The sequence below is a fragment of the Streptomyces sp. NPDC111656 genome (genome assembly GCF_055656965.1).
Genome location: NZ_JBVKCA010000013.1, coordinates 274,729 through 300,141 on the forward strand (window position 1 = coordinate 274,729; position 25,413 = coordinate 300,141).

The 25,413-nt window shown below is 68.7% G+C and carries 21 protein-coding genes; 7 read left to right on the forward strand and 14 right to left on the reverse strand.

Annotated elements, in window-relative coordinates:
- Positions 1 to 109 precede the first annotated feature (109 nt).
- The 5 genes from ACZ7M3_RS33455 to ACZ7M3_RS33475 all read right to left on the reverse strand — a co-directional run bounded on the left by ACZ7M3_RS33455 (position 110) and on the right by ACZ7M3_RS33475 (position 6,194).
- Complete coding sequence (locus ACZ7M3_RS33455; RefSeq protein ID WP_472068163.1) at positions 110 to 1,753, reverse strand: tannase/feruloyl esterase family alpha/beta hydrolase; 1,644 nt, start codon at positions 1,751 to 1,753, stop codon at positions 110 to 112.
- Positions 1,754 to 1,882: 129 nt separating this feature from the next.
- Complete coding sequence (locus ACZ7M3_RS33460; RefSeq protein WP_472068165.1) at positions 1,883 to 4,084, reverse strand: xanthine dehydrogenase family protein molybdopterin-binding subunit; 2,202 nt, start codon at positions 4,082 to 4,084, stop codon at positions 1,883 to 1,885.
- Positions 4,081 to 5,064: an FAD binding domain-containing protein gene (locus ACZ7M3_RS33465; protein ID WP_472068167.1), complete on the reverse strand. Its 984-nt coding sequence runs from the start codon at positions 5,062 to 5,064 to the stop codon at positions 4,081 to 4,083. The genes ACZ7M3_RS33460 and ACZ7M3_RS33465 overlap by 4 nt, the downstream gene beginning before the upstream one ends.
- Before the next feature lie 6 nt (positions 5,065 to 5,070).
- The gene (locus tag ACZ7M3_RS33470) at positions 5,071 to 5,715 is read right to left on the reverse strand and encodes a (2Fe-2S)-binding protein (protein ID WP_472068169.1); all 645 of its coding nucleotides are present in this window, start codon (positions 5,713 to 5,715) and stop codon (positions 5,071 to 5,073) included.
- Between the two features lie 59 nt (positions 5,716 to 5,774).
- On the reverse strand, positions 5,775 to 6,194 hold the full coding sequence (locus tag ACZ7M3_RS33475) for an FMN-binding protein (RefSeq protein WP_472068171.1): 420 nt from the start codon (positions 6,192 to 6,194) through the stop codon (positions 5,775 to 5,777).
- Positions 6,195 to 6,435: 241 nt separating this feature from the next.
- Here ACZ7M3_RS33475 and ACZ7M3_RS33480 point away from each other — a divergent pair, with 241 nt between their 5' ends.
- Positions 6,436 to 7,572, forward strand: a complete 1,137-nt coding sequence (locus ACZ7M3_RS33480; protein ID WP_472068173.1) for a low temperature requirement protein A — start codon at positions 6,436 to 6,438, stop codon at positions 7,570 to 7,572.
- A 67-nt stretch (positions 7,573 to 7,639) separates the two neighbouring features.
- On the opposite strand, the gene ACZ7M3_RS33485 is transcribed toward ACZ7M3_RS33480, so the two are convergent.
- Positions 7,640 to 8,848, reverse strand: coding sequence for an asparaginase (locus ACZ7M3_RS33485; protein ID WP_472068175.1), 1,209 nt, complete (start codon positions 8,846 to 8,848; stop codon positions 7,640 to 7,642).
- A gap of 244 nt (positions 8,849 to 9,092) precedes the next feature.
- Entirely contained in the window at positions 9,093 to 10,061 is a 969-nt protein-coding gene (locus tag ACZ7M3_RS33490) for a helix-turn-helix transcriptional regulator (protein ID WP_472068177.1), read from the reverse strand.
- Between the two features lie 289 nt (positions 10,062 to 10,350).
- Between ACZ7M3_RS33490 and ACZ7M3_RS33495 the strand changes: the two genes are divergently transcribed.
- From ACZ7M3_RS33495 to ACZ7M3_RS33510, 4 genes are read left to right on the forward strand one after another with little or no spacing between them, the layout of a single operon-like run.
- Positions 10,351 to 11,337, forward strand: a complete 987-nt coding sequence (locus ACZ7M3_RS33495; protein ID WP_472068179.1) for an aldo/keto reductase — start codon at positions 10,351 to 10,353, stop codon at positions 11,335 to 11,337.
- A gap of 38 nt (positions 11,338 to 11,375) precedes the next feature.
- Complete coding sequence (locus tag ACZ7M3_RS33500) at positions 11,376 to 11,705, forward strand: carboxymuconolactone decarboxylase family protein (RefSeq protein WP_403768737.1); 330 nt, start codon at positions 11,376 to 11,378, stop codon at positions 11,703 to 11,705.
- A 20-nt stretch (positions 11,706 to 11,725) separates the two neighbouring features.
- Positions 11,726 to 12,688 carry an aldo/keto reductase gene (locus ACZ7M3_RS33505; RefSeq protein WP_472068181.1) on the forward strand — a complete coding sequence of 321 codons (963 nt, stop codon included), beginning with the start codon at positions 11,726 to 11,728 and terminating at the stop codon, positions 12,686 to 12,688.
- 54 nt (positions 12,689 to 12,742) lie between these two features.
- Positions 12,743 to 13,777 carry a zinc-binding dehydrogenase gene (locus ACZ7M3_RS33510; RefSeq protein WP_472068183.1) on the forward strand — a complete coding sequence of 345 codons (1,035 nt, stop codon included), beginning with the start codon at positions 12,743 to 12,745 and terminating at the stop codon, positions 13,775 to 13,777.
- Positions 13,778 to 13,802: 25 nt separating this feature from the next.
- On the opposite strand, the gene ACZ7M3_RS33515 is transcribed toward ACZ7M3_RS33510, so the two are convergent.
- Positions 13,803 to 14,699 (reverse strand): helix-turn-helix transcriptional regulator, encoded by an 897-nt coding sequence (locus ACZ7M3_RS33515; RefSeq protein WP_472068185.1) that lies wholly within the window; start codon positions 14,697 to 14,699, stop codon positions 13,803 to 13,805.
- A 359-nt stretch (positions 14,700 to 15,058) separates the two neighbouring features.
- Positions 15,059 to 15,805 (reverse strand): SDR family oxidoreductase, encoded by a 747-nt coding sequence (locus tag ACZ7M3_RS33520; protein ID WP_472068187.1) that lies wholly within the window; start codon positions 15,803 to 15,805, stop codon positions 15,059 to 15,061.
- 101 nt (positions 15,806 to 15,906) lie between these two features.
- Here ACZ7M3_RS33520 and ACZ7M3_RS33525 point away from each other — a divergent pair, with 101 nt between their 5' ends.
- Both ACZ7M3_RS33525 and ACZ7M3_RS33530 read left to right on the forward strand, forming a co-directional pair.
- Positions 15,907 to 16,734: a helix-turn-helix transcriptional regulator gene (locus tag ACZ7M3_RS33525; protein WP_472068189.1), complete on the forward strand. Its 828-nt coding sequence runs from the start codon at positions 15,907 to 15,909 to the stop codon at positions 16,732 to 16,734.
- A 770-nt stretch (positions 16,735 to 17,504) separates the two neighbouring features.
- Positions 17,505 to 17,672 carry a hypothetical protein gene (locus tag ACZ7M3_RS33530; protein WP_472068191.1) on the forward strand — a complete coding sequence of 56 codons (168 nt, stop codon included), beginning with the start codon at positions 17,505 to 17,507 and terminating at the stop codon, positions 17,670 to 17,672.
- Positions 17,673 to 17,891: 219 nt separating this feature from the next.
- On the opposite strand, the gene ACZ7M3_RS33535 is transcribed toward ACZ7M3_RS33530, so the two are convergent.
- The 5 genes from ACZ7M3_RS33535 to ACZ7M3_RS33555 all read right to left on the reverse strand — a co-directional run bounded on the left by ACZ7M3_RS33535 (position 17,892) and on the right by ACZ7M3_RS33555 (position 25,372).
- Entirely contained in the window at positions 17,892 to 19,601 is a 1,710-nt protein-coding gene (locus ACZ7M3_RS33535) for a UvrD-helicase domain-containing protein (protein WP_472068193.1), read from the reverse strand.
- Positions 19,589 to 21,592 (reverse strand): ATP-dependent nuclease, encoded by a 2,004-nt coding sequence (locus ACZ7M3_RS33540; protein ID WP_472068195.1) that lies wholly within the window; start codon positions 21,590 to 21,592, stop codon positions 19,589 to 19,591. Before ACZ7M3_RS33540 ends, ACZ7M3_RS33535 begins: the two co-directional genes overlap by 13 nt.
- A gap of 452 nt (positions 21,593 to 22,044) precedes the next feature.
- The gene (locus ACZ7M3_RS33545) at positions 22,045 to 23,496 is read right to left on the reverse strand and encodes an argonaute/piwi family protein (protein ID WP_472068197.1); all 1,452 of its coding nucleotides are present in this window, start codon (positions 23,494 to 23,496) and stop codon (positions 22,045 to 22,047) included.
- Positions 23,493 to 24,977 carry a DUF4365 domain-containing protein gene (locus tag ACZ7M3_RS33550; RefSeq protein WP_472068199.1) on the reverse strand — a complete coding sequence of 495 codons (1,485 nt, stop codon included), beginning with the start codon at positions 24,975 to 24,977 and terminating at the stop codon, positions 23,493 to 23,495. The genes ACZ7M3_RS33545 and ACZ7M3_RS33550 overlap by 4 nt, the downstream gene beginning before the upstream one ends.
- Positions 24,978 to 25,060: 83 nt before the next feature.
- A complete protein-coding gene (locus ACZ7M3_RS33555; RefSeq protein ID WP_472068201.1) occupies positions 25,061 to 25,372 on the reverse strand; it encodes a hypothetical protein in 312 nt (103 codons plus the stop codon).
- Positions 25,373 to 25,413 lie beyond the last annotated feature (41 nt).

Consider the following 25,413-nt stretch of genomic DNA (forward strand, 5'->3'; position numbering starts at 1 on the left):
GGGACGCCCCCTTTCCGACAATACTACACCCCTCTTTGGATGTGGGGTCGGTTCTCGCCCCCCCCCCCCCACCACCATGGTGTGCGCGAGGTGCGCACCGGACACGACGTCAGCCTGTGTAGCGGGCCGCGCAGCGGTAGTTACCCGCGTCTGCGGTGTCGCCCCGCCCGGTGTACCGGGCGACGAGCGGGTACGCGCACAGCAGCCGCGTCACGGTCACCTTGTGGGTGCTGGGGTCGGTGAGCTCAGCGGGGAGGGTCTTCGGCGCCTTGCCGTGCTCGACCCAGTTCACGACGGCCGCGAGTGGATCGCTGGGCGCGGGCCCGGCTCCGCTGGCGCAGTGCTCGGCGCCAGGGGCGAGGAAGAGGCGCGCGAAGGAGTTCGTCGCCGCGGCTCCGCCGCTGGCCTGCTGGACACGCTGGTAGTAGTCGACCGTTCCCTGGGGGAAGATCAGCGGGTCGGCGAGCCCGTGCCAGAGCACGATCTTGCCGCCGCTCTTCCTGAACGCGGACAGGTCCGGATCGTCGCTGGCGAGCGTGCTGCCGAACTCCTTGACGCTCTGGTCGAAGAGCTGGTTGAACCGGTCGTAGGTGAGCGTGTGCCAGTCCCAGTCCGGGTTGCGCTGGAGCCACGATCCCAGATAGGTGGTGGCGAGCGGCATCGGCCGACCGGTGGCGGCATCGCCGGTGGTGGTGACCACGCCCAGGTAGGAGAGGGCGGCGCCCTTCTCCAGCCCGTACCAGAGGAACCGGCCGTGCGACCGCGGTCCCTGAAGGATCTTGGCCATGACGTCGGAGTCCGTGCGTGTGATCGTGCCGCACGCCGTCTGGACCCCGATGAGCCGCTTCGGGTTCCAGTGGCACGCGTCGGGGGCGCCGATCACTCCGTCGGTGACACCGTCGAGGCTGTCGCAGGCCTTGACCACGGCATCCTTGAACGCCTGCTGTTTGCAGGTCGGCAGGAGGTCGTGGCTCTCCTTCATGACCAGTTGGGGCCAGATCAGTGCGGGGATGAACCGGGTCAGGTTGGTGGCCGGCGCGCCGGAGACGATGCCGTCGTAGTCGTCCGGGTACCGCTGGGCCTCCATGAGCCCCATGCGGCCGCCGTTGGAACAGCCGTTGAAGTAGGAGTAGGCGGGCTTCTCGGCGTAGTACGTGCGGGTGACGGCTTTGCCGGTGACCGTCATGTCGTGGATGCCGACGGAGGCGAAGTTGTCCATCAGCGGGTGGTTGAGGGTCCGGTCGACGTTCAGTGCGAAGCTGCCGTCGAGCCACGAGTTGTCGTGGCCGCAGTTGGTGGACGCGGAGGCGTAGCCGTTGGTCATAGCGGTGGCCATGAGGCCGTAGTTGATGCCGCAGGCGAATCCGCCGCCCCCGACGCCCTGGAATCGTCCGTTCCACCGGTCGGGCAGCCACATCTTGAGGGTGATGTGGTCGTTCGCCGGATCGGTCTGGGTGAGCGTGACGTCGCAGTAGGAGGGCAGGTTCGTGAACGGGCCGCCGAACTGGGACTCGACGCCGGCCGCGGGCGCGAACTTCCCGGTCGTGTTGACCTGTGCGCCGGTGACGGTCACGTGGTCGATGTGGAGGGAGGCTCGCAGGGCGTCGGTGGAGCAGGCGACCGGGCCGGCGGCGGGCTCGGCCGAGGGCTGGGTGGCTCCCGCCGCACCGCTCAGGGATGCGACGAGGGCCAGGGCGCCCAGCAGGGCGGCCGGCAGACCGTGGCGTCTCCTCCAGGGTCCTATTTTGATCATGTTTTCCTCGCGGGTGATGTGTTGATGAGGGGGCCGCCTGCCGGGATTCCGGGAGGCGGGGTCGAGCGGACGTCCGTCGGTGTGACGGGTGCGTCGCGCGGGCCGGACCGCCGGGCCCCCGAGAGGGGCTCAGAGCAGCGCGTCCGCGGTGATGGGCAGGTCGCGGACACGGCGGCCGGTCGCGTGGAAGACCGCGTTGGCGAGGGCCGGTGCCACTCCGACCAGCACGACCTCGCCGAGGCCCTTGACGCCGATCGGGTCGGCCTCGCGGTCCTCCCCTTCGAGGTAGATCACCCTGAGGTCGGGCACGTCGGCGTTGACCGGGACCAGGTAGTCCGCCAGGTTCGCGTTCACGATGCGGCCGTCGCGGTGGTCGGTGACGGTGTGCTCCAGCAGGGCCTGGCCGATGCCTCCGACCATGCCGCCCAGGGCCTGGCTGTCGGCCAGCTTGGGGCTGATCACCCGTCCCACGTCGTAGACGCCGAGCATCCGCCGTACCCGGACCAGGCCGAGCCGGGCGTCGACGGCGACCTCGGCGAACACGGCGGCGTAGGCGTCAATGGTGAGCCGCGACTGTGCCGGGGTGTAGGACCCGAGGACTTCCAGGCTGTCGCGGTTGTTGCGGGCCAGCAGCTGTGCGTAGGTGTCCCCGTGCGAGGGATCGCCGCTCACGTACAGACGGCCGCCCTGTACGACGACGGTATCGGCGTCGGCGCCGTACAGCGGCGACTGCTCGTCCCCGACGGCGAGTTGGATCGCCTGCTGCCTCAGCCGGTCGCAGCCGTCCTGGACGGCGGAGCCGACGCTGGCCATGGTGAGAGAGCCGCCGTGCAGCGGGGCAGTGGGCATGACGGAGTCGCCGAGCCGGAAGGCAACCCGGCGCATGGGCAGGCCGAGGGCGTCGGCGGCGACCTGAGTCATGGAGGTGTATGTGCCGGGGCCCATGTCGCTGGTCGCGGACTGGACCAGGGCGGTGCCGTCGGCGTTCAGGCGGACCGATGACTGCGCCGCCGCACGCAGGGTGTGGTAGACGCCGGCGGCCATGCCGGTGCCGATCAGCCAGTCGCCGTCGCGGGTGGAGCGGGGGGCCGGGTCACGGCCGCTCCACCCGAACTCGCGGGCGCCGGTGGCGTAGCACTCGCGCAGCCGCCGGGTGGAGAACGCCTGTCCGTTGGAAGGGTCGGTCGCCGGTTCGTTGCGCAGGCGCAGTTCGATCGGGTCGATGCCGAGTTCGTGGGCGAGTTCGTCGATGGCCGACTCGACGGCGAAGGCGGCGGTGGCGAAGCCGGGTCCGCGCATGGCCACCGGGGTGTTCACGTCAAGCGGCACGGTCCGGTACGTCTGGCTGACGTTGAGCGTGCCGTAGAGGACCTGGCCCAGCGGCAGGACGCCCCGTTCCGCGAAGGTCTCGTAGGCCGAGGTCTCGGAGCGCAGGTCATGGACCGCAGCGGTCACGCGCCCGGTGGGGTCGCTGCCCAGCTGGATCCCGTATTCGTAGGCGGGCCGGTATCCGGCCCCGAAGTACTGCTGCCTGCGGGTCAGGGCCAGCTTGACCGGCCGCCCGGTCTCGCGGGCGGCCAGTGCGGCCACGGTGACATGCGGCCAGGTCCGCAGACCGCTGCCGAACCCGCCACCGACGAACGGGGAGATGACCCGCACCGAGCCCAGGGGGATCCCGAAGACGGCGGCCAGTTCGGTCTGGGTGCCGCCGATGACCCACTGGGTCTTGTCCCAGACGGTCAGCCGGTCGCCGTCCCATTGGGCGGTGGTGGCGTGCGGCTCCATCGGGTTGTGGTGGTTGCGGGCGAGCCGGTAGGTCATCTCCAGGCGCACGGCCGCCGAGGCCAGGGCCGTCTGCGCGTCGCCGCGCGTGTAGGTCGTGGGGGTGTTCGTCGGGAGGCTGTGGTCGCTCAGGTCGGTGGACGGCTCCTGGGCGTCGTAGGTGACCTCGACCAGGCTCGCCGCGTGCTGCGCGGCCTCCAGCGTGGTGGCGACCGCGACGGCGACGGGCTGGCCGTGGAAGAGGACCTGGTCGTCCTGGAAGACCCGCAGCCTTCTGCCCGGCGGGTTGTTCGACCCGGCGTTGTCCCGGTAGGGCAGGGTCGGTGCGTTGAGGTGGGTGATCACCGTCAGGACGCCGGGCTGGGCCTCGGCGGCGCTCGTGTCGATGCCGGTGATCCGCCCGACGGCGATGCTGCTGTCGACGATGACCGCGTGGACCGTGCCGTCGATGTCGTGGTCGACGGCGTAGTCGGCCCGGCCGGTGACCTTCAGGCGTCCGTCGACCCGCGACAGCGGAGAACCGACGGCGGCTTGTGGCTGGGGGCTCATGCGCCGCCTCCTACGATGCGCAGCTGGCGTTCGACGGTCCGTTCGAGCAACTCGACCTTGAAGCCGTTGTGCTGGAGGGGCCGGGCGCCCTCGGCCGCCTGCTCGGCCGCCGCTGCCCACAGGGCGTCCGAAGGGCGTTCACCGATGAGGTGCGCCTCGACCCGCGGCAGTTTCCAGGGCACGGTGCCCACTCCTCCGGCGGCGACCTTCGCCTCGCGGATGACTCCGCCGCGGATGTGCAGCGCGACGGCGGCGGAGGTGAGGGCGAACTCGTAGGACTGCCGGTCACGGACCTTGAGGTAGCCCGAGCGGAGCGGACGGGGATGGGCCGGAATCTCGACAGCGGTGATCAACTCCCCCTGCCTCAGGGCCTGTTCGCGGTTCGGTGTACTGCCCGGCTTCAGCAGGAAGTCGGCGAAGGCGACGCCGCGCTCCCGCCCGTCCGGGCCCACCAGGCGCACACTCGCCTCCAGGGCCGCGAAGGCGACGGCCACGTCCGAGGGGTGGGTGGCCACGCATGCGTCAGATGCGCCCAGGATCGCGTGACCGCGGTTGAAGCCCTCCAGCGCGGCACAACCGGAGCCCGGCTCGCGCTTGTTGCAGGCGGCGGTCACGTCACGGAAGTAGGTGCAGCGGGTGCGCTGCATGATGTTGCCGCCGATGGTGGCCATGTTCCGCAGCTGGGCCGAGGCGCTCAGTTCCAGTGCCTGTGAGATCACCGGGTAGGTGGTGCGCACCTTCGGGTGCGCGGCGGCCTCGCCCATCCGCACCAGTGCGCCGATCCGCAGGCCTCCGCGCTCGGTGACCGTGACCTGGCGCAGGGGCAGGGCGCTGATGTCGACCAGCGAGCCGGGGCGCTCGACCGTCTCCCGCATCAGATCGACGAGAGTCGTGCCGCCGGCGAGGTAACGTCCGCCGCTGCGGCCCGCGTTGAGGGCTTCGCGGGTGTCGGCGGCCTTCGTGTACGAGAAGGGATGCACCGGCCCTCACTTCCCGTCCGCGGCGGCCTGCTCGACCGCGCGCACGATCTTGACGTAGCAGCCGCAGCGGCAGATGTTGCCGCTCATCCACTCCCGGATCTCCTCGGCGGAGCCGGTGTGGCCCTCCTGGATGCAGGCGACGCCGGACATGATCTGGCCCGGGGTGCAGAAGCCGCACTGGAAGGCGTCCTGTTCGACGAACGCCTCCTGGAGCGGGTGCAGTCGGCCACCTCGGTCGAGGCCCTCGATCGTGGTGACGTCGGCACCGTCGAGACGGACCGCGAGTGTCAGGCAGGAGTTGACCCGGCGGCCGTCGACCAGGACTGTGCACGCTCCGCACGCCCCGGCGTTGCAGCCCTTCTTGGAGCCGGTGAGCCCGAGGTGTTCACGCAGCAGGTCGAGGAGCGAGGTGCGGTTGTCGATCGTGACGGTGTGCCGCGTGCCGTTGACGCTCACCGTGACCTGGCTGCTGGGCGGTCCGTCGGCGGCAGCCGCCTCCGTGGCACCCAGCGAGCCCGGGCCCGCGAGCACGCTGCCTGCCACAACGGCGCCGCCCACAGCGGCGGACGTCGCGATGAACGTACGGCGTGAGGGCGGCGGTGACGGGTCCGAGGGGGGCGGAACCAGTGACTCCGGAAGTTCGGTAGACATGCCCACTCTCTCTTGCTGCTGGGGGGAAGGATGGGGTGCTACTCGCGGTGCGGGGTGGGTCAGCCGGCGGCTTCGCTCTTGATCTGCTGGAGCGCGGCGTTGAATCCGTCGGGAGTCAGGCTCGAACCGGCGACGTGGTCCAGACGCACGTCGTCGATCTTCTTGCCGACGACGAGTCGCGGTACCGCGTCGGCGAAACGTTCCTGGTAGTCGAGCGAGGTCGGATCCGTCGCGTGCGGGGTGACCTCGACCGCCGTGATCGCTCCGTCGTCGAGGGTGAGGGACACCGTGATGCTCGACGGGCCGCTTCCGTACTGCCCGGTCGCGCGGTAGTCGCCGTTCTCGTACTCCGGACGCCTGCTTGTAGCCGTGCTGCTGCTGTCCGGGTCCGGGGCCGTGTTCGCGCAGCCGGCGACGGCTGCGGACGCGGAGATCCCCAGCATGGCCGCGGTCGCGATCTTCTTGTTCAGGGCCGACATGTCTTCACCCTGTTGCCTGTGAGCCCTGTGTGGAACGCCGTGCTGTGCCAGGCAGTGGTGTTCCGTGGTGTGACAGGGCACCCCACGGGACCACTTGTGAGGTCAGGGGTTCGGGAGACTGGGCGACTTGGCGTGAGAAAGGAACGGGAGTTGCTCGCCACCAGCAGTTCAGGACGCGGGACACGCGCGCGGCGGCCCGGCCGCCCGGTGTGCCGGCGCGGGCATGGGCACGGTCGCCGCCGTGACCGATGAGACAACCGAGGCTGGTGCCGCGGAGCAGGGCACGGTGGAATCCGTCCGGCCGCTGGAGCTCTTCTTCGACCTGGTCTTCGTCTTCACCATCACGCAGGTCGCGTCCGTCCTCGACGAGCTGCCGACGCTGGTCGGCCTCGGCCGGGTGGCCATGCTGCTGTCGATCATCTGGTGGATGTACGGCGGCTACGCCTGGCTGACCAACACGCTGGACCTGGACCGCACCGGCCCCCGGCTGCTCCTCCTGGCCGGCACCGTGGGGTTCTTCGTCATGTCGATCACCGTCCCGAAGGTCGCCGAACGCGGTCCGTGGGCCTGGCTGTTCGGCGCGAGCTACCTTCTCGTGGTCCTCATCCACCTGGTCGGATTCATCGGGACGTCGGGGCATCGCGGCATCCTGCGGGTCGGGCCGCTCAACGTGGTCATGGCTCTCGTCGTCCTGGCCGCCGGCCTCGTGCCGCCGGGCGTGCGGCCCTGGCTGTGGCTGCTGGCCTGGGCCATCGTGGTGGCGACGCCGATCGTCACCGGCGTCGGTGAGTTCACGGTGGGTGTCGGCCACTTCGTTGAGCGGCACGGACTCGCGGTGATCATCGTGCTCGGCGAGTCGATCGCCGAGGTCGGCGCGGTGGCTTCGCGCGAGGACGAGGTGACCACGATGCTCGTGGGCGCGCTCCTCGTGCTGGCCCTGAGCGCGGCGATGTGGTGGCTCTACTTCGGACGTGAGGAGCGCGAGAGCGAGGCCCGTCTGGAGCGGGTTCCGCCGGACCGGCGACCCCGCGTCGCCGTCTACTCCTTCGGCTACTCCTACTTCGTCATCGTCTTCGGTATCGCGGTCGCGGCAGTCGGCATGGAGAAGGCCATCGACGAGTTCCACGACGCGTCCGACGGTGTCCAGGCAGTGCTCCTGCCGATCGGGATCGCCCTCTACCTGGCCGGTCTGGCCTGCTTCCACCGCACCCTCGCCGGCAGCTGGCCACAGGCCCGGCTGTGGGCCGCGCTCGCCGTCGCCGCCTTGGCCGCTCCCGCCGCGCTGTATGCCAGCGGGGCCGCGGCACTTGCTTGCGGACTTGCGGTCCTCCTCGCGCTGATCCTGTGGGAGGGCCACCACTGGGAGCAGGCGGTGTGAGCAGGCAACCGCGTTCCCCGGCCGTGGTTCTCCGGGGAACGCGGCATATCGCCGGTCCGCCCGTCCGCTAGCGGCGGAAGGAGGACAGGTCGAACTCGGGATCGCCGATGGTCGTGAACCAGCTGCGGATGCGGTTCTCGTCACCGCTGAAGGCGAGGCCCAGCTGGAGCAGCACCCGAGCCTTCTGCGGGGCGAGGTCCGCGGCCCCGATCACGCCGGGTGTCCCGCTGTCATAGGTGCCCTCGCCGCCGGTGCGGGTCGCCGAGACGAAGAGGACACCCTTCTCGATCGCCCTCGCCTCGGCCGCGTTCTGCGCGGTCGAGATGCCGCCGGGACCGTGGCCGGAGGTCACGATCCCCTTGTCGCCCGCCTCCACCAGCGCGTCGATCGGGACCGCCGAGGACTCGATGTACCCGCTGACGATGTCCACCGCGGGCAGGTCGCTCGCCTTCTTCTTCGACAGGTCGAAGGGCGTCTTCCATGAGCTCCGGCCGCACTTCATCACCCGGGCTGGGGCGCGCATCGTGCGGATGTGGTCCTCGTTGACGACGCCGAGGGCGCCGTAGTTGCCGCCGCCGAAGGTGTCCATCCGGTAGCCGTCGGTCTTGGTGACCTCCCGGGCGGCGAAGAACTGGTCGTTCATCAGCATGACAGTGCCGTAGCAGGTCGTCTTTCCGCTGGCGGCCAGGCGGATCGAGCTGAACATGTTGGTCGCGCCGTCGGTGGTGAAGGTCTGCGACTGGTGCATCGACCCGCTGATGACGACCGGCTTGTTCGACTGCACGGTCAGGTCGAGGTAGTACGCGTCCTCTTCGAGCACGTTGGTGCCGCTGTTGACGACGACGCCGTCGATCCCGGGAAGGGCGAGCGCCGCGTCCACCGTGCGGGAGAGGTCGTACATGTTCTTCGTGGTGGTCTGGGACGAGGTTCCGGTGACATCGGTCCGTACGACCGAGACGTTGGCGATGTTCCCCAGCTCCGGGTACAGCGGCTTCAGGACTCCCTGGACGCCGTCGGTCAGGGCCGGGCCGTAGTGCAGGTAGCTGATGCGGTCCCGCGCGGTCGAGGTGATCGTGCCACCGGCGTCGACCACCACGATGTCGGGCAGTTTCGGGTTCCGAGCGGCCAGCGGCACCGGCTTGACCGTGACCTTCGGTATGCCCGCCGAGGCGGGGGCGGAGGTGCGGACGGACCGGGACGCCGTGGCGGCGGCGTTCGACGCCGTGACCACGGCCAGGGCGACGCCGGCGGCTGTGACCGCGGCAAGGGGAGTCACGTGACGCTTCGTGAGACCGGGACGCATCTTGCTCCTTGGGTAAAGGGAGTTGCATGGCGTCGCAAAGTGAAGCAATCCGGATAATTCATCTTAAAGTCGATCAAGTTAATGGTTTGTAAAGCGCGATCAAGGGTCGGCGGGCGGGCGCAGCGGCCCGGAGGGCATGGCTGAGCGCGGCGCGACGGGAGCCCTGACCCGACGCACCGGACGGTCGTACACGGTGTCTATGCGCGTGTGGCCGTGCTCAGCCCTCCTGCGCTTGCCCGCGGTGCCCGGACGGGGGGAAGGGGGCCTCTTCCGGTGTCTTCGGTGCACGCCCTCGTGACGGGCCACTGTCGTGCGGGACCGGGTGGTCCGCGGTGAGGTCGAGGAGGACGAGCGCGTCGTGGGAGGGCGTACCGGGCTCGGCGTAGTAGGTCACCAGACGATGGCCGGGGGTGCCCTCCAGGTGCATCCCCTGGTAGCCGAGGGTGAAGGTGCCGACGTCGGGGTGGTGATAGGTCTTGCGGCCGAACGCGTGCGCCTTGACCTCGTAGCGCTCCCACAACCGGGCGAAGTCCGGGCTCTTGAGCAGGAGCTCACCGACGAGCGCGGTCAGGTCGGGTGCGTCGGGGTCGGTGCCGGCCAGAACCCGCAGCCGGGCGACGCAGCCGCGCAGGGTGTGTTCCCAGTCGGCGAAGACCTCGCGGGCGGCGGGGTGGAGAAAGGCGTAGCGGGCGAGGTTGCGCTGCTTGAGCGGCCACTCCTCGATACCGGCGAACAGACGCAGCCCGGCGGGGTTCCACGCCAGCAGGTCGTTGGTGCGGCCGGCCACGTAGGCGGGGCTCGGCCGCAGGCTCTCCAGCACCAGCTTGACGCCGGGCCGCACCGTCCTGCTCGGCGCGGCTGGAGGATCCGGTGCGGTCCGGGCGGCGTGGGCGGCCAGGGTACGCAGATGCTCGTGCTCGTCCGGCGTCAGCTGCAGGGCGCGGGCGAGTGCGTCGACGACGGACGGGCTGGGGCGGGTCTCCCTGCCGCGCTCCAGGCGGGCGTAGTAGTCGATGCTGACCCCGGCCAGAGTGGCCAGCTCCTCGCGGCGCAGCCCCGGGGTGCGACGCAGCCCTGCGCCGGGGGCCAGGCCCGCCTGGGCGGGGGTCACCTGGGCGCGGCGCGCCCGCAGGTAGCGGCCCAGCTCGGTGCCGCCGCCGGTCGGCTGCTGCTGGTCACGTGTCATACCGTCCAGTCTGCCGGTCCTGTGACCTGCACGGCAGGCGTGTGGGGTGCCCTGTCACAGCACGGAACGCCACTGCCCGGCACAGCGCGGCCTGCCACTCCGGACCGCCGAGGAGGAGGCTGGGTGATGTTGCGGACGGCCTCTCCGTTTGATGGGCCGACTCCGCACGGCGCGAAGGGCCTGACACAGAGAGGGCCCCGGATGCACTGCTCCGTGGCGTAAGACCCGGCACCCCAGGGGAGCCGAGGAGGCATCTGTCGGCGCCCTGGAAACGAAGGAATCGCCAACCGTGAAGCACATCAAGCTGGGCAGCCTGGACGTGTCCCGGATCGGCCTGGGCACGATGGGGATGAGCGGCGTCTACACCGGCCACGGCACGGACGACGCCGAGTCGGTCCGGACCGTGCACCGCGCGCTCCACCTGGGCGTCACCCTCCTCGACACCGCCGAGATCTACGGACCCTTCGTCAACGAGGAACTCGTCGGCAGGGCCGTCCGGGGCCGCCGGGACCAGGTCGTCCTGGCGACGAAGTTCGGCCTGGTCTCGTACACAGGCGCAGGCGACGGCACGCCGGGCACGCCCGACAGCAGCCCGGCGAACATCCGCGCCGCGGTCGAGGGCTCTCTCCGGCGGCTCGGCACCGACTACATCGACCTGTACTACCAGCACCGGGTCGACCCGGCCACGCCCATCGAGGACACCGTCGGCGCCCTCGCCGAGCTGGTCGCCGAGGGCAAGATCCGCCACATCGGGCTGTCCGAGGCCGGCCCCGCCACGATCCGCCGCGCCCACGCCGTCCACCCCGTCGCCGCCCTGCAGACGGAGTACTCCCTGTGGACGCGTGACATCGAGGCGGAGATCCTGCCCGTGCTGCGGGAGCTCGGTATCGGCCTGGTGCCCTGGGCGCCGATCGGCCGCGGTTTCCTGACCGGCAAGATCCGCTCCACCGAACAGTTCGACGCCACCGACCGGCGCCTGACCAATCCGCGTTTCACCGAGGAGAACTTCCGGCGCAACCTGGCCCTCGTCGATGAGGTCGAGGCGGTCGCCGCGTCGGCGGGCGCCACCCCGGCGCAGGTGGCCCTGGCCTGGCTGCTCGCGCAGGGCGACGACATAGCCCCCATCCCCGGCACCAAGCGGGTCTCCCGCGTCGAGGAGAACACCGCCGCCGACGCGGTCGAGCTGACCGCCGAGCAGCTCGGCAAGCTCAACGACCTCACTCCGGCCGCGGGCGACCGCCTCGAAGCGGAGATGAACCAGCTGATCAACCTCTGAACCTCGACCCCGTGCACCCGTACCCAAGGAGTTCAGACATGGCAGACGAGCCGACCCCTGCCCAGAAGGCGCTCGGAGCCTTCGCGCCGAAGCTGGTCCAGCTGACCGACGAGGTGCTGTTCGCAGACGTCTGGGAGCGTCCGGGTCTCTCCCCGCGTGACCGCAGCCTGATCACCGTCACCATCCTGGCGGCCCTGTACCGCCCGGAGCAGCTCGGCAACCACCTGCGCCGGGCACTGGAGAACGGGCTCACCGAGGACGAGCTGGTCGAGACCTTCACGCACCTGGCGTTCTACGCCGGATGGCCCAGCGCGATGAGCGCGGTCACTCAGCTCAAGAACATCGTCGAAGGCCAGGACAAGGGCTAGCAGGAGGTCGAGCAACAGTCATGCGTACCACCACACTGGGCCCCGGCGGCCCCGAACTCGGCGTCCTGGGCCTGGGCTGCATGGGCATGACCCATGCCTACGACACACAGGCCCCGCGCGACGACACCACCTCCGTCAAGGTGATCCACCAGGCCCTCGACCTGGGTATGACCCTGATCGACACGGCCGACGTGTACGGGCCGCTCACCAACGAGGAACTCGTCGGCCGGGCGCTCAAGGACCGCCGTGGCCGGGCGGTGCTGGCCACCAAGGTCGGCGTCCTGTCCCGGGATGCCGAGGGCCGCCCCGTACGCGGCCCCAACGGTCGGCCGGAGCACGTCAGGCTGTCGATCGACGAGAGCCTGGGGCGGCTCGGCACCGACCATGTCGACCTCTACCAGCTGCACCGCGTGGATCCGGCGGTGCCGATCGAGGAGACCTGGGGCGCCCTCGCCGAGACGGTGGCCGCCGGCAAGGCCCGCCACATCGGCCTGTCCGAGGTCACCGTCGAGCAGATCAAGCGGGCCCAGGCCGTCCACCCGGTGGCCTCGGTGCAGTCCGAGCTGTCGCTGTGGACCCGCGACTGGCTGGACGAGGTGCTGCCGTACTGCCAGGAGCAGGGCATCGCCTTCCTGCCGTACTCGCCCCTGGGCAGGGGCTTCCTCACCGGCCGGTTCACCACCTTCGACGACCTGCCCGCCGACGACTTCCGCCGCTCGATGCCCCGCTTCCAGCAGGACGCGCTGCGCACCAACCTGGCCCTCGTCGCCAAGGTGCGGGAGATCGCCGAGCGGATCGGCGCCAGCCCGGCGCAGGTGGCGCTCGCCTGGGTGCTGGCCCAGGGCGAGTACGTCATCCCGATCCCCGGGACCAAGAACCCGGCGTACCTGCTCGACAACGCGGGCGCCGCGGACGTGGAGCTGAGCCCTGCGGACCTGGCCGAACTGGCCGCCCTGCCGACACCGGAGGGCGGGCGCTACTGAGCTGCCGCACTCCGTCGACCAACCCCTCACATCAAGCAAGATCGGAAGAGTTTCATGCGCGCAACCATCATGTACGGTGCCGGCGACGTCCGTGTGGAGGACGTTCCCGACCCGAAGATCCAGAACCCCACCGACGCGATCGTCCGGGTGGTCCTCGCCTGCGTCTGCGGCAGCGACCTGTGGCCGTACGCCTCCATGCCTGCCTCCGGAGAGGGCCGGCGCATGGGACACGAGTTCCTCGGCATCGTCGAGGAGACTGGTTCCGAGGTGTCCGGTGTGAAGGCCGGGGACCTGGTGGTCGCGCCCTTCCTCTGGGCGGACAACACCTGCGTCTTCTGCAGGGAAGGTCTGCATGTGGCCTGCCCGCACGGCGGTCAGTGGGGCCCGAACGGCGTGGACGGCGGCCAGGGCGAGGCGGTCCGCGTCCCGCAGGCCCAGGGCACCCTGGTCAAGCTGCCGGTGCCCGAGGACTCCGCCCTCCTGCCTTCCCTGCTCAGCCTTTCCGACGTGCTGTGCACCGGCCACCACAGCGCGGTCAAGGCCGGTGTCGACGAGCGCACCACCGTCACCGTGATCGGCGACGGCGCGGTCGGCCTGTCCGCCGTCCTGGCCGCCAAGCGGCTCGGTGCCGAGCGGATCATCCTGATGGGCCGGCACAAGGACCGCACCGACCTGGGCGTCGAGTTCGGGGCCACCGAGGTCGTCGCCGAACGCGGCGAAGAAGGCATCGCTCGCGTGAAGGAGCTGACCGGCGGCATGGGCACCCACGCCGTGCTGGAGTGCGTCGGCGCCCTGTCGGCCTTCCAGACGGGTCTCGGCGTGGTCCGCCCGGGCGGTGCGATCAGCCGGGTCGGCGTACCGCAGTACGGCGAGATCCCCTTCGGCTTCATGGACTTCGCGAAGAACGTCACCATCACCGGCGGTGTGGCCCCGGCCCGCGCCTACATGGAGGAACTGCTGCCCGACATCCTGGAGGGGAAGATCGAGCCGGGCCGGGTCTTCGACCGCACCGTCGGCCTGGAGGACACCGCGGACGCCTACCGGGCCATGGCCGACCGCGAGGCGCTGAAGGTCATCGTCAAGCCCTGACGACGGCCAGGGGAGCCGACCTGAGTCAGCTCCGCTCCTCCTCGACGTGCTCGGGGGCCGCTTCGGCGGCCCCTTTGTCGAGGAGGAGCATTTTGGCGTGGTCGGGGGTACCGGGTTCGGCGAAGAACACGACGAGCCGGTGGCCGGGAGTCCCGTCGAGCTGCATCGACTGGTAGCCGAGCGTGATGTCACCGACGTCCGGATGGTGGAAGGTCTTGTCGCCTCGCGGGTGCGGCTGAACGTCGTAGTCCGTCCATCGGCGCACGAACTCCGGGCATTCCCGCCTGAGTTCGCCGAGGAGTTCGGACAGGCCGGGAGTGTCCGGTTCGGTGCCGGCGAGGGCCCGGATGCGGCCCACGCACGTGCGGACCTGCTCGTCCCAGTCGGCGAACAGCTTCGGCGCGCGCGGGTCAAGGAAGAGATAGCGCAGGGCGTTGTGCCGCTCGGGCGGCCAGTCCTCCGCTCCGGCGAAGAGACGGACCGAGCCGGGGTTGCCCGCGAGGATGTCCATCGTGCGGCTGATCACGTACGCCGGGTTGGGGCGCAGGCTCTCCAGCATCAGCTCGATGTCGGGCCGCACGGTCCGCTCGGCAACGGCCGACGGTTCCGGCGCGGACCTCCTGTCGGCTCGTTCGGCGAGATCGCGCAGATGCCGGTGCTCGTGCGCGTCCAGCCGGAGAGCATGCGCGAGGGAGTCGACCACGGCCGGGCTGGGGTTGGTCTCCTGGCCGCGCTCCAGGCGCGCGTAGTAGTCGATGCTGATCCCGGCCAGTGTGGCCAGCTCCTCGCGCCGCAGCCCCGGCGTACGCCGCAGCCCGGCACTGGTCACCAAGCCGACGTCCTCGGGCGTCACCCGGCTCCGGCGGGTGCGCAGGAAGATCCCCAGCCCGCTGCCGTCGGCGCTCTGCTGCTCGCGTTCCATGTGGTCCAGTATGCAGCCGGGACCACGTCCCGATCTGCTGTCCGCGCTGCCGCAAAAGCCCATCGGACGGCGCTGCGGACGGACGGCGGTTCCGCCGCAGCCCGTCGTGGGCGGCCGTCGGCGTCTTGCCCTCCACGCCGCCGAGCATGGAGATCGTCAGCGGGCTGTCCCGGCCGACGGCGATGTTCTTCGGGAGGCCGCCGTCGATGCGGCGTCGGCGAACGGACAGCTGTGGATCCCGGCGGCCAGGAAGCAGCGCGTGTTGCCGTTGAGGCTGGTGCTGGTGAGAGAGCCGGACCGGGCGTGAGACCTGCCGGTCCGGCACCGTCCCGCATCGCTGTGATGATTCCCGTCGGGAGTCACCAGGGCAGTTCCGCGTCGGCGGCCGGGGCGCCGTCGCCCCAGAACCGTCCGGTCGGGCCGTCGGCCGGCAGCGTGGCCAGCGCGACGCTCACCAGAGCGCCCTGCTCCGGCGTGCGGGAGCCGGTGTGGTGGGTGAGGTCGGTCGCGCAGTGGCTGGGGTTGGCGGCGTTGACCTTGATCGGGGTGTCCCCCAGCTCCTTGGCGTACATCACGGTGACCATGTTCAGCGCGGTCTTCGACGCCGGGTAGGGAATCGTGGCCAGTTGGTGGAGCGGATGCTCCGGATCGCTCATGAAGGTCAGCGACCCGACCTCGCTGGAGACGTTGACGATCCGGGCGGCTTCGGCGTTGCGCAGCAGCGGCAGGAAGGCGTTGGTGACCGCCACCACGCCGAACACGTTCGCCTCGAAGACCTGGCGGAGGGCGGCCCGGGTGGCGGCGCTCGGTCCGCCGCGGGCGCCTTCGACGTCGCCGACGATGCCCGCGTTGTTGACCAGGACGTCGAGGCGTCCGTACGCGGCGTCCACGTGGTCGGCCGCTCGCCGGACGGACGTGTCGTCGGTGACGTCGATCCGGAGGAAACGGGCGTCGACGCCGCCCTCGCGCAGCGCCGACGCGGCCTTCTCCCCGAGTTCCTCGTTCCGCGCACCGACCAGGACGGTCATGCCGCGCTCGCCGAGCAGACGGGCGGTCTCGTAGCCGATGCCCTTGTTGGCGCCGGTGATCAGCGCAATCAGTGTCATGCCCCGACCCTGCGGCGCCCGTGTCCGGCCCACCAGAGACCTGGTGAGGCTGGTACCGGCGATACCACCCACGGCCGCCGTGGCTGGGGCAGCATGGGGGCATGATCCTGCGCGCGGAGCTGGCGGCGTTCCTGCGGGCTCGCCGGGCTCGTCTGCAACCTCGTGACGTCGGCCTGCCGGACGGTGTGCGCCGCCGTACGCCCGGTCTGCGCCGGCAGGAGGTCGCCCAACTCGCGGGAATGTCGATCGAGTACTACATCCGGCTGGAACAGGGCCGTGGCCCGAACCCGTCCCGGCAGGTGCTCTCCGCGCTGGCCCGGGCGCTGCTGCTCACCCGCGACGAGCGGGACTACCTCTTCCGCGTCGCCGGCGAAAGCCCGCCCCCGGCCGTCGGCCCGGTCCGCGAACTCACCCCCGCCGTGCGGTGCCTCCTCGACAGCATGCCGGAGGTGCCGGCCTACGTCGTCGACGCGAAGTACGAGCTTCTCGCCTGGAACGCGCTCGCGGAGCACTTCATCACCAGCGTCGTGCGGGCACCGAAGGACGACCGCAACCTCGTCCGCTGGATGTTCCGCGAGGCCCTCGACCACCATCGCTGGGACGACGAGTCGGCGATCACGTTCGCCCGCGCGACCGTCGCCGACCTGCGCGCCTCCTACGCCCTCCACCCCGGCGACCGCGGGATCGAGCGGCTCGTCACCGAACTCCTCGGCACCTCACCACGCTTCGCCGAGATGTGGGCGACCCACGACGTCGAGGTACGGCGCCGAGTCATCAAGAAGATCGACTCCGCCACCTTCGGGCCACTGGAATACGAGTGCCAGGTACTCCACATCCCCGAGACCGGTCAACGCCTCATCGTCTACTGCGCCGAGCCGGGCTCCACGACCCGGGAACTCTTCAGCCGTCTCGCTGCCATACCCGTCTGAACGGAAGCCCACGCGGCTTGGAGCGGGCTCCCTGACCCTGAACTGGCGCAGCCGTCTGTCGTGTCGAGGAAGAGCGGTAGGTCCCGTGGGTCCCGCCCCGGTGGGGGAGTGGCCCCGCGGTCCGGGTGTGGTGTGCGAAGAAGTAGTCGGTGTCGGCGCTGCCACACCGGTTACGGCCTTGATCTCTACCGCCGGGTTTAACGAACTACCGGTAACGGCCCGTTACACGGATGGCGTCCGGATCTTCTCCGCCGCCAACTACTGGACGAGAACTGCGAGCTTCCTGCATGCGCGGGACACCTCGCATGGGACCATATGAGGTGCACGCGCGCCGCTCTGCGCGGAGGTACGCCATGGCACCGAACGAATAATTTATACGACGGGCCGTAACGGGGAGCCGGATCCGAAGAAGTCGGCGAAGCTCGAAGATCTCTTTGCGGCCGCCCGTGCAGGGACCGAGTACGACGGCGAGCAGGATCCGCAGCGTGCGCCGCTGGAGCGGGCGCTTGTGAAAGGCGGGGCGGAGCAGAGCGGCGCTTCCAGGACCTGTTGACGGGCCGCTACGCCGAGCAGGCCATGCCGTGGGAGAAGTGGGGCAAGGGGCCTACGAGCTAGACGTGCGGGACGGACGAGACGGCAGGGCATCGGAGGGGGCGGCGACGGGTGGCCTTGCGCAGGTAGGTCCGGAGTCCGAGGCAGACCCGTACCGTGCGGCCAGCCCCGAGGCGGTGCAGGCCCTGGGGTCGGCAGTGGACCAGGTGGCCAGGGGCGTGAACGATATCGCCGCCCTGCAGGAGATGAGGGACCGTCAGGTCGTGGAACGGCTCGGCAGCCGGAAGCTGGCCCGGCGCTTTGAGCTTCCGGAGACTATGGTGGTCGCCGCGCTGCACGACCTCGGCCTCGACGACCCGACGGCGGGGACCAGGCAGGAGAGATGACTCGAGACCCCAGCCGGGGCCCATGGGGGAACTCAGCCGTGGAGGGCGTAGGCGGTGGACGAGTGGGCGGCGACGTGGGATACCGCTACTTCGCTCTTACCGACGCCATCAACCGGCGGCCGATTGCGCCGTTGGCTGGCCAGACCCGCCCCCGGCACCGCGGATCGGCCAGGTCGAAGTCCTTGGCCCCCTCGTTGAGTGCTCTGTCTGGTGTGTATTTCATGGGTGGATGGTGCCTGACTCGAACCAGGTGTGGAGTGTGTGCTCTGCTTCAGCCGGGAGATCGTCGATGAACACCACGGCCAGGCCGCGCTGGGCTCGGGAGCAGCAGACGTAGAACAGATTGCGTGACCGTTCGGTGCGGTCGGGTTTGTCGGTGCCGGCGAGCATCTTGCCGATGCTGTATCTATTCCAGGCGCGGTCGTCGACCACGACTACGACGTTCTCGAATTCGTCCCCCTTGACACCGTGCTGGGTCGAGAACGGGGTGAGTTCATCGATGAAGTGGGTGACGCTGATCACTTCACGGTAGGACACGGTGCGGAGGTTGTTGGAGAAATCCGCCCGTCGCTGGTCGCGCTCGTCCAGGTCCGTTGCGGATCTCCGGCGTTCCAGGTCTTTGAGCTTTCCCGGCAGGGCTAGGAGATGGCCGTCGGCCATCAGATCGAGCACATCGCCGATGGTGCCGGTGCTGCGTACGGCGTTGAGTGCTCGGATCGCGTCACTGATGGCGCGTTTGTGCGCGTGACGGGTGATCCGTGTCCGTCCCTCGTCCAGCAGGCCGGTCAGCTCGGCGAAGTCATTGTTGCGGAAGGCGGTGCTGACGGCCTCGACGCGGGTGAGGTACTGGATGTACGGCTCGTCGCGTGCCATGAGGTCGTCGGGACCGTAGCGGCCCAACTTTCGGTACTGCTCCAGGAGGTTGGCGTACTCCAGGGTGCCGGCTATCCCCCGGTGGGTGAGCAGCAGGTACTTGCAGTTCTCCCGTGTCCAGCCACTCCGGGCGAGGATTGCTTCGGCGGCGGTGAGCCGCTCAGGGCCGGCAGGGATGCTGCTGTTGAGGAACAGGTGGACCTCGCCGGTCTGCTGCTTGCCGACGGCGTCCTGGGTGAGCTCGGGACGCATCCGGTTGAGCACCTCGACGACGGGAGGCGAGCAGCGGTAGTTCTCGTGCTTGGTGATCTCGGTGAGAAGGCCGGGCCGTTTTACCGCTCCGACTCCGGACTCGTAGATCTTCTGCATGGAGTCGCCGAAAAGACCGACCACGCATTTCTCGCGGCCTGCGCCTGCCAGGTGGTCCAGCAGCAGCTGGATTGTCTTGGGCGAGGTGTCCTGGTACTCGTCGACAAAGATGACCGGATACTTGCTGGTGATGATGCGTATGAGCTTGGGGTGGGCTGTGACCAGACGGAGCGACAGCGCGATGACGTCGTCGTGGGAGATGCGCCCCTCATGCAGCCTGCGCCCGCGATCGGAGTACTCGATGACGGGAGGATCGGTGACATCATCAAGGTCTTCCGGTTTGGACAGCTCCTTGTTGTAGTCGAGGATCTGCTGCCAGAGCTCATGCTGGTACGGCTGGATGACACTCCACAGGAATTCGTGGATGGTGCCGACATCGACGAGCGGATCTGCGGCGATGCGTTCGTGGATCTTCCTCTTGGCGACGTTGGTGTAGGTGATGCAGGCGATCCGCCGGTCGTGTGCCTCCAGGTCTGCGCGGTGGTGGGTCAGGAGGTGCTGCAGGGCGCGTACCAGGGTGGTCGTCTTGCCGGCGCCGGCCCCTGCCTCGACGAGGAAGCTGCGCCGGTCCTCCAGCTCGGTGGCGACTGCTTCGAGGGTGGCGGCGCCGGCCCCTGCTTCGACGAGGAAGCTGTGCTGGGCCTCCAGTTCGGTGGCGACGGCTTCGAGGGTGTCTAGGCGAGCCACTGCAGTCCTTCGGAGATGTAGCGGGGCACGGCCCAGTCGTCCAAGAGCATGACGTCGAAGGCGAAGTCGGTCTTGTGGTCGCTGAGTTGCTGTGCGATGTCGTAGGCCTTGGCTGCGATGTCGTCGGCAGTGGGGTCAGCCCCGACCTCCTTGACGAAGGCCGCCTTCAGAGCGAGCTGGCGGAAGCCACGTACGAGGGGCTCTGCGTTGGCGATGATGAAGGCGTCCTCGAAGCTCCGCGCGCAGGCTCCCGAATCTGTCTCCGGGATCTGGTAGGCGACACGGACATGACCCTGTTCCTTGTCGGCCGGGTCGGTGGCGAGCAGCTCGGCGATGCTGGACTGTGCGGGCAGCCAGTTCTTGAGCGTCGTATTCGAGGTGACCGTCTGCCCCTGGCCGGGTGGGCAGGCCTTGCGGTGCTTGGGGCACACGGAGTCGATGTCGGTGATGACGAGGGTCTTGACGTTCAGGAAGGCGAGAAGTTCCCGGAAGCGGACGGCGTAGGCGTCGCCGACCTCGATGACCGATACGTACTGGTGCAGAAGATCCTTGGCGCACCGCCGGACCATTTCCGGCAGGATCAGCCGTTCCGCGGTGCCCTCGATCAGGATCACCTTGTCGGCGAAGAACATGTCACACCGGTGCAAGACCATGTACTGGCGCAGGAAGCGCAGGGTCTCGTCACCCTGCGGTGTGGCCTTCACGTTGGCCTCGAACGTCGAGAGGTCCTTGACCGTGAGCTGCGGCTCGGAACGGTCGAAGTAGCGCACCGTGTGGAAGCCGCTGCTGGCGACGATGTGGGAGGAGTGCGTGGTGATGACCACCTGCACCTTCCAGCCCGACTTGCGGTCGATGAAGTCCTGGATGTTCTTGATGAACGTCTCCTGCATCTGGGGATGCAGATGGGCCTCGGGCTCCTCGATGAACAGCACCTGCAGCGCTGGCTTGGGTGTGGTGCGCTCATAGGTCTGGTGAAAGCTGATGACCTGCAAGATCGTAAAGATCAGCTTGCTGTAGCCCAGCCCATTGTGGCCCTCGGGAAGATGGAAGTCGTCGTCCCCGGACGGGTACTGGATGCGGGTACTGCCGCGGAGGATCCCTGAGGCCTCGATGAGAGAGACGATGCGGGGCTTCTGGACCGGGGTGATCGTGCCCACCCCGAAGGTGCGCAGGTCCTCGAAGATCGGGTCGAACAGCGTGGCGTAGTTGTCGTCGAGCTGCTGTGAGGCGGACGCCAGAGCGGTCTCGATCTGCTCGATGCTCTGGTGACGGTCCTCCTGCCCACTGTTGACCTTGTAGTAGGCCTCGAACGTCTTCGACAACGTGCGGGCCTTGTCGCTCGGGGTGTCATCCATCTTGGTCTGCGCGTAGACGAACTTGACCGACAGGATGGAGTCGGCGGCGCCGCGCTTGATCTCCTTGCGGACGTTCTCGTCCAGCGGGCTGAGCGCGCGATAGGCAGGAGCGAAGTAGTCAGAGAAGTTCTTGTGCAGCCACTTGATGCGGTCAAACTGCTCCCGCTGGCTGGCCGCCCAGAAGTCCTTGAGGAAGTCGTGCGGGCGGGCCACCTCCAGCGCCGCTTCGATCTTGACCTCGAAGCAGGTGTCGTCCAGGTCGAGGATCACACCCGTGAGCGGCGCGAGGTCGTCGTCCTCCGTGTACTGGATGGTGAGGACCAGTCGGATAGTGGGGACGAGGTCGTAGGCCTTGGCCAGCAGGTCCTCGCTCGTCTCGGTGTCGCCCCGGGTAGCGTGCGTCTGTGCCTCGCCGAAAATCTGCCGCGCTTGCTCGATGTCGGCGATACGGCAGGTGGAGAAGTCCTCCAGGACGAACCTCGTGTCTTCCTCACCGAAGAACTTCTCGAAGAGGTTGACGAAAGACGTCTTGCCGCTGTTGTTGCGCCCGACGATGAGGGTGGCCTTGGGATCAACCCGGACGTCCACTCTCTCCAGGGCGCGAAAGTTGATTACTTCGGCGTGGGTCAGCTGCATCTCACTCCCGACATCGTCCCCAACCCAGCTCCCGGGGCGACATATGCCTGCGACTACCGAGAGTCAGAGCAGTATCTGATACGGAAGGGACGGAGATCCTCACTTGGCTCAAAGTGGTCAGTGATGCGAAAAATTACGTCCAGTTCGATCCTGACAGGTCAATGTCGGTCGTTGATCCCGCCCAAGTGTCTTCACGTGGGTGAAGGCGGCGGGCACGGGACCGCGCTGCCAGTCCGTTGCAGGCGTCCGGGCTCACCGACCACTGCGGGGCAGGCGGTTCCCGTGACAGCTGTCGGGTTGCCCGGAAGTGCTCGTGTGGTTGCAGCACGAGTGTCCGGCGCTGCAGGGCACGACGAACGTGCCTCGGGCTGCGTCCCCACGCTCCCGGGCTGGCGGCCCTGAGGCGCCGTGCCTGTGCGGTTTCCGGGGAACTATCGAGGGCGTCCTGAGCTCTACATGTAGTAGGCGTAGCGGGTGGCGATTCGTGCCTGGGTCGGGATGTGTTTGAGGATGGAACCGACTCGGTAGGCGGTGCGCAGGGTGAGGGGGTCGCGTTCGTCGAGCTGGGCGTTGTTCCAGTTCATCTTGGTCAGGGCGAGGATGTCCGTGCTGGCGGTCAGTAGATCGGTGCCGTGTGTCGCGGGCCGGATCAGCAGCGGCTGGGGGACGTACAGGCCGGGGTAGGTCCGGAAGTACGGCACGGAGCCGCGGGTGTACAGGAGCATGGAGCGGGCGTCCAGTTGGACGCTGGTGCCGCGCAGCGGTGGGAGTTGCCCGGTGCGGTAGAGGTGCGGGGCGCCGCGCCGCTGGATCCACAGCAGGTCGGCATGATCGATGTCGTGCAGGTCGGCGGCTTCGTGGAAGCCGTCGACCTCCCCGGTGGTGAAGTTCGAGGTCTTGTGCACGACGATGCGTGCGGGTTGGTGTCCGTGGGTCGTGCGGTACTCGGCCAGGGCGTCCAGCAGCAGTTGCCGGGCGTCGGGGAGCGTCAGGTGGGGCTGGCGGTCGGTCTTGGAGATCTGCGCGGTGCCGCCGCGGACGACGACGCCGTCGCCGCGTTCGTTGAACACCTGGGCGACGGCGGTGTGCAGCTCCTTTCCGTTCGCACTGCGGTAGAAGCTGACCCCGATGTAGCAGGTGGCCAGGTCGGAGCTGTGGCGCTGCATGCGCCAGGGGGTTCCGCCGGCCTTGTAGTACAGGGCGGTGTGCAGGTTCCAGGCCCTGGTGGCCTCGTCCTGCAGGGGGCGGAGTGTTTGCCCGTTGGTCCTGGCCGGGATCCCGGTCCAGGTCTCCTTGCGCATCAGCTGCAGGGGTGTGGGCAGCGTGAGCGCGGTGGCTTTGAGCAGGTCGTGGAAGTCGCCTCCGGTCTCTCGCTCGTCCTGGTCCCCTTGACGGTCGGCTGTGGGCTCCTCCGACGGTGGGTGTTCTTCGCGGTCCTGGAGCTCTTCCGGGCGGGCGCAGATTACGACGCGGCAGCGTCCGGTCTCGGCCAGGGACCGGGCGGCGTCGGCGTAGAGATCGACTGCGTCCGTGGTGGCGGAGGCTGTGTCGGCGCGGGCCAGGCGGCGCAGTTGGCGTTCGGGGATCTCGCGGACGAGGGCATCGTCGAAGACGAGTTCGGCGCCGAACGGGGAGTCGGTGCCGAAGCCGGGGAACGGCTGGTGAAGGTTCTCCTGCCCGGGTTTGGTGTCCTTGGCCTCGATGTGGTTCTGGCAGCGCTGGAGCCAGTTTCGGATGCCGTCGACCGCATGGGCGGGGCCGACGAGAGCGATGGGGATCCGATGTGGTCCGGTAGGGGAGTCGGCGTCGGCGGGGCCGAACACGCTGATGCCGTAGCGGGGGTCGATGTGGCGGTTTCCGGCGCGGAACTCCAGTTCCGGCTCATGCAGCACTGGTGCTTTCACTGCGGCAGCTCCCACAGCCCCTCGGCCAGCCCGTTCACGCTCGGTTTCGGCGCTGATTCTTGCGGAATCCAGACGCTTTCGTCGATGGCGGCGTCGCAGTCGAGCTTGAGGAGCTGGCCGAATCGGATGCGCTCATCGCGGCTTCTGAACAGGGTGTCGTCGCCTTGCAGGTAGTCGGCCCAGGCGCGTACGAGCTGGTAGACGGCGTTGTTGCGTTCCAGCCGCTTGATTTTCTGGATGTACTCGGCGTCGTACAGGGAGTCGCGTCGGCCGTCGATGGTGAAGTGGTAGGTGGGGTTGATCTCCAGGAACCACTGTTCGCTCCAGCGTCGGAAATACAGGCTGGCAGCGTAGTGACGGCAGAAGCTGATCTTGGTTTGGTCGTCCTTGCCGAAGTACGGGGTGAAGAAGGTGCGTCCGCGGCTGCCGCGGTAGCGGCCTTTGATCTTCCGGCTGGATCGGTCCGGCGGGGCCTGCATGTAGACGACCTTCTTGGTGGGATGCCAGACCAATTCGGGATGGTGGGCGGAGCGCAGGGTGAAGTTCAGCAGGGAAATGAAGCGCCGTTGCAGGTCTGGGTCCTCGGTGGTCGCCCAGTTCTGCGTCGGGATAGAGGTGACCGGCCCGTCGCACAGCACGGCCAGCGGGCCCTCGTCCAGTCGGCATAGCGAGAAGATCCTTCCGGCGGCCAGGACGAAGCCGCTCTCGAACTGGTTGCCGTTCGACCGCATCCGCTCCCAGGCCTCACCGCGGTCACGACACGGGGTGGACGCCTCGTAGATGAGCGGGGCGAAGCCCTCAATCGTGAGGAGGTTCGAGACCAGCTGTTCGCTTCCCTCAAGCCGTGGCAACGGCTCTCCGGTGGGCACGCCCAGGGCCGACAGCCGGCTGAAGGCATCGAGGTCGAAGCGGTCCACGGCCTTGTCGAACTGAACGACGCGCCGTGCCTTGCGTTCAGGGTCGGCGAACCAGGTGTCGACGCGTTTCCACCACGCCTGCTGGAAACGCAGGTCCACGCAGATGAGCACGACCGGACGGCCCAGCCGAAGCCAGTAGGCGATGTGGTCGGCCTTGCACGTGAACTTGAATTCGGTCTCGGTCGCCCCCCGAAACCCGACCTCTGTGCCCTTCACCTGGGCAAGGACGGCGACACCGGTGACTTCCCGATCGGCGTCCACGAACTCGATCTGACCGTCGATGGCGAAGTCACGCTTGGTGTCGTTCCACACATGGCCGGCGTCGGAGACGGCCTTGTCGACGAATGCCTCGCCCCGGAACCCAGCCCGCTGCTGGACGCTGCGCTGCGGCATCCGATCAGTGCTCCGAGAAGGACACCGAAGTGCCCGCCATAGCCCGCCCGGATCTGCGAGGCCGAGGCCGCGCGTTGTAGTCCCACCCCATGGAGTGATCCTCCATCCTTTACGCCTGGTCCACGTCAACTCAGGATAGGAGGGACCACCGACAACGACCGGGCCACGCATGCGGGAGGAGACTCGGAGGCTGGGCACCGGGACATTGCGACGGCTTGGCCCAAAGTGCAGGGCATCGCGGGCCGGCCGAGTGATTACTGTTCTTCGGCCTTGGGTGAGGTGAAGTCGGGAGGGTAGCCCTTGGCGCGAAGGAATGCGTCGAGAGCTATGGCGACGATGTCGCCGTGCTGGACACCGTGGTCCGCGTGGTACCGGCGGATGCGCCGCTGCAGTTGGAGAGCGTCGGGGACGGCGTAGTTGATCTGCCCACGACTGGTATAGCGGCCATTGATGACCTCCAGTGTGTCCGGATGAGGCGCCAACGGGTCGTCGGTCAGGTCGGATTGTGCGTCGAGAGCGTCAGCCAGGGCACGTAGCTGACGGGCGTGGCGTGAGAGATCGGGCATGGGCTGCTCCAGTCCGGCCCACTAGTCGACTGGCTAGCCGC

Coding starts and splice junctions, on each gene's coding strand:
- ACZ7M3_RS33455 (WP_472068163.1), bottom strand. CDS start 1,753: ATGATCAAAATAGGACCCTGGAGGAGACGCCACGGTCTGCCGGCCGCC.
- ACZ7M3_RS33460 (WP_472068165.1), bottom strand. CDS start 4,084: ATGAGCCCCCAGCCACAAGCCGCCGTCGGTTCTCCGCTGTCGCGGGTC.
- ACZ7M3_RS33470 (WP_472068169.1), bottom strand. CDS start 5,715: ATGTCTACCGAACTTCCGGAGTCACTGGTTCCGCCCCCCTCGGACCCG.
- ACZ7M3_RS33475 (WP_472068171.1), bottom strand. CDS start 6,194: ATGTCGGCCCTGAACAAGAAGATCGCGACCGCGGCCATGCTGGGGATC.
- ACZ7M3_RS33490 (WP_472068177.1), bottom strand. CDS start 10,061: ATGACACGTGACCAGCAGCAGCCGACCGGCGGCGGCACCGAGCTGGGC.
- ACZ7M3_RS33500 (WP_403768737.1), top strand. CDS start 11,376: ATGGCAGACGAGCCGACCCCTGCCCAGAAGGCGCTCGGAGCCTTCGCG.
- ACZ7M3_RS33505 (WP_472068181.1), top strand. CDS start 11,726: ATGCGTACCACCACACTGGGCCCCGGCGGCCCCGAACTCGGCGTCCTG.
- ACZ7M3_RS33510 (WP_472068183.1), top strand. CDS start 12,743: ATGCGCGCAACCATCATGTACGGTGCCGGCGACGTCCGTGTGGAGGAC.
- ACZ7M3_RS33515 (WP_472068185.1), bottom strand. CDS start 14,699: ATGGAACGCGAGCAGCAGAGCGCCGACGGCAGCGGGCTGGGGATCTTC.
- ACZ7M3_RS33520 (WP_472068187.1), bottom strand. CDS start 15,805: ATGACACTGATTGCGCTGATCACCGGCGCCAACAAGGGCATCGGCTAC.
- ACZ7M3_RS33525 (WP_472068189.1), top strand. CDS start 15,907: ATGATCCTGCGCGCGGAGCTGGCGGCGTTCCTGCGGGCTCGCCGGGCT.
- ACZ7M3_RS33540 (WP_472068195.1), bottom strand. CDS start 21,592: ATGCAGCTGACCCACGCCGAAGTAATCAACTTTCGCGCCCTGGAGAGA.
- ACZ7M3_RS33550 (WP_472068199.1), bottom strand. CDS start 24,977: ATGCGTGGCCCGGTCGTTGTCGGTGGTCCCTCCTATCCTGAGTTGACG.
- ACZ7M3_RS33555 (WP_472068201.1), bottom strand. CDS start 25,372: ATGCCCGATCTCTCACGCCACGCCCGTCAGCTACGTGCCCTGGCTGAC.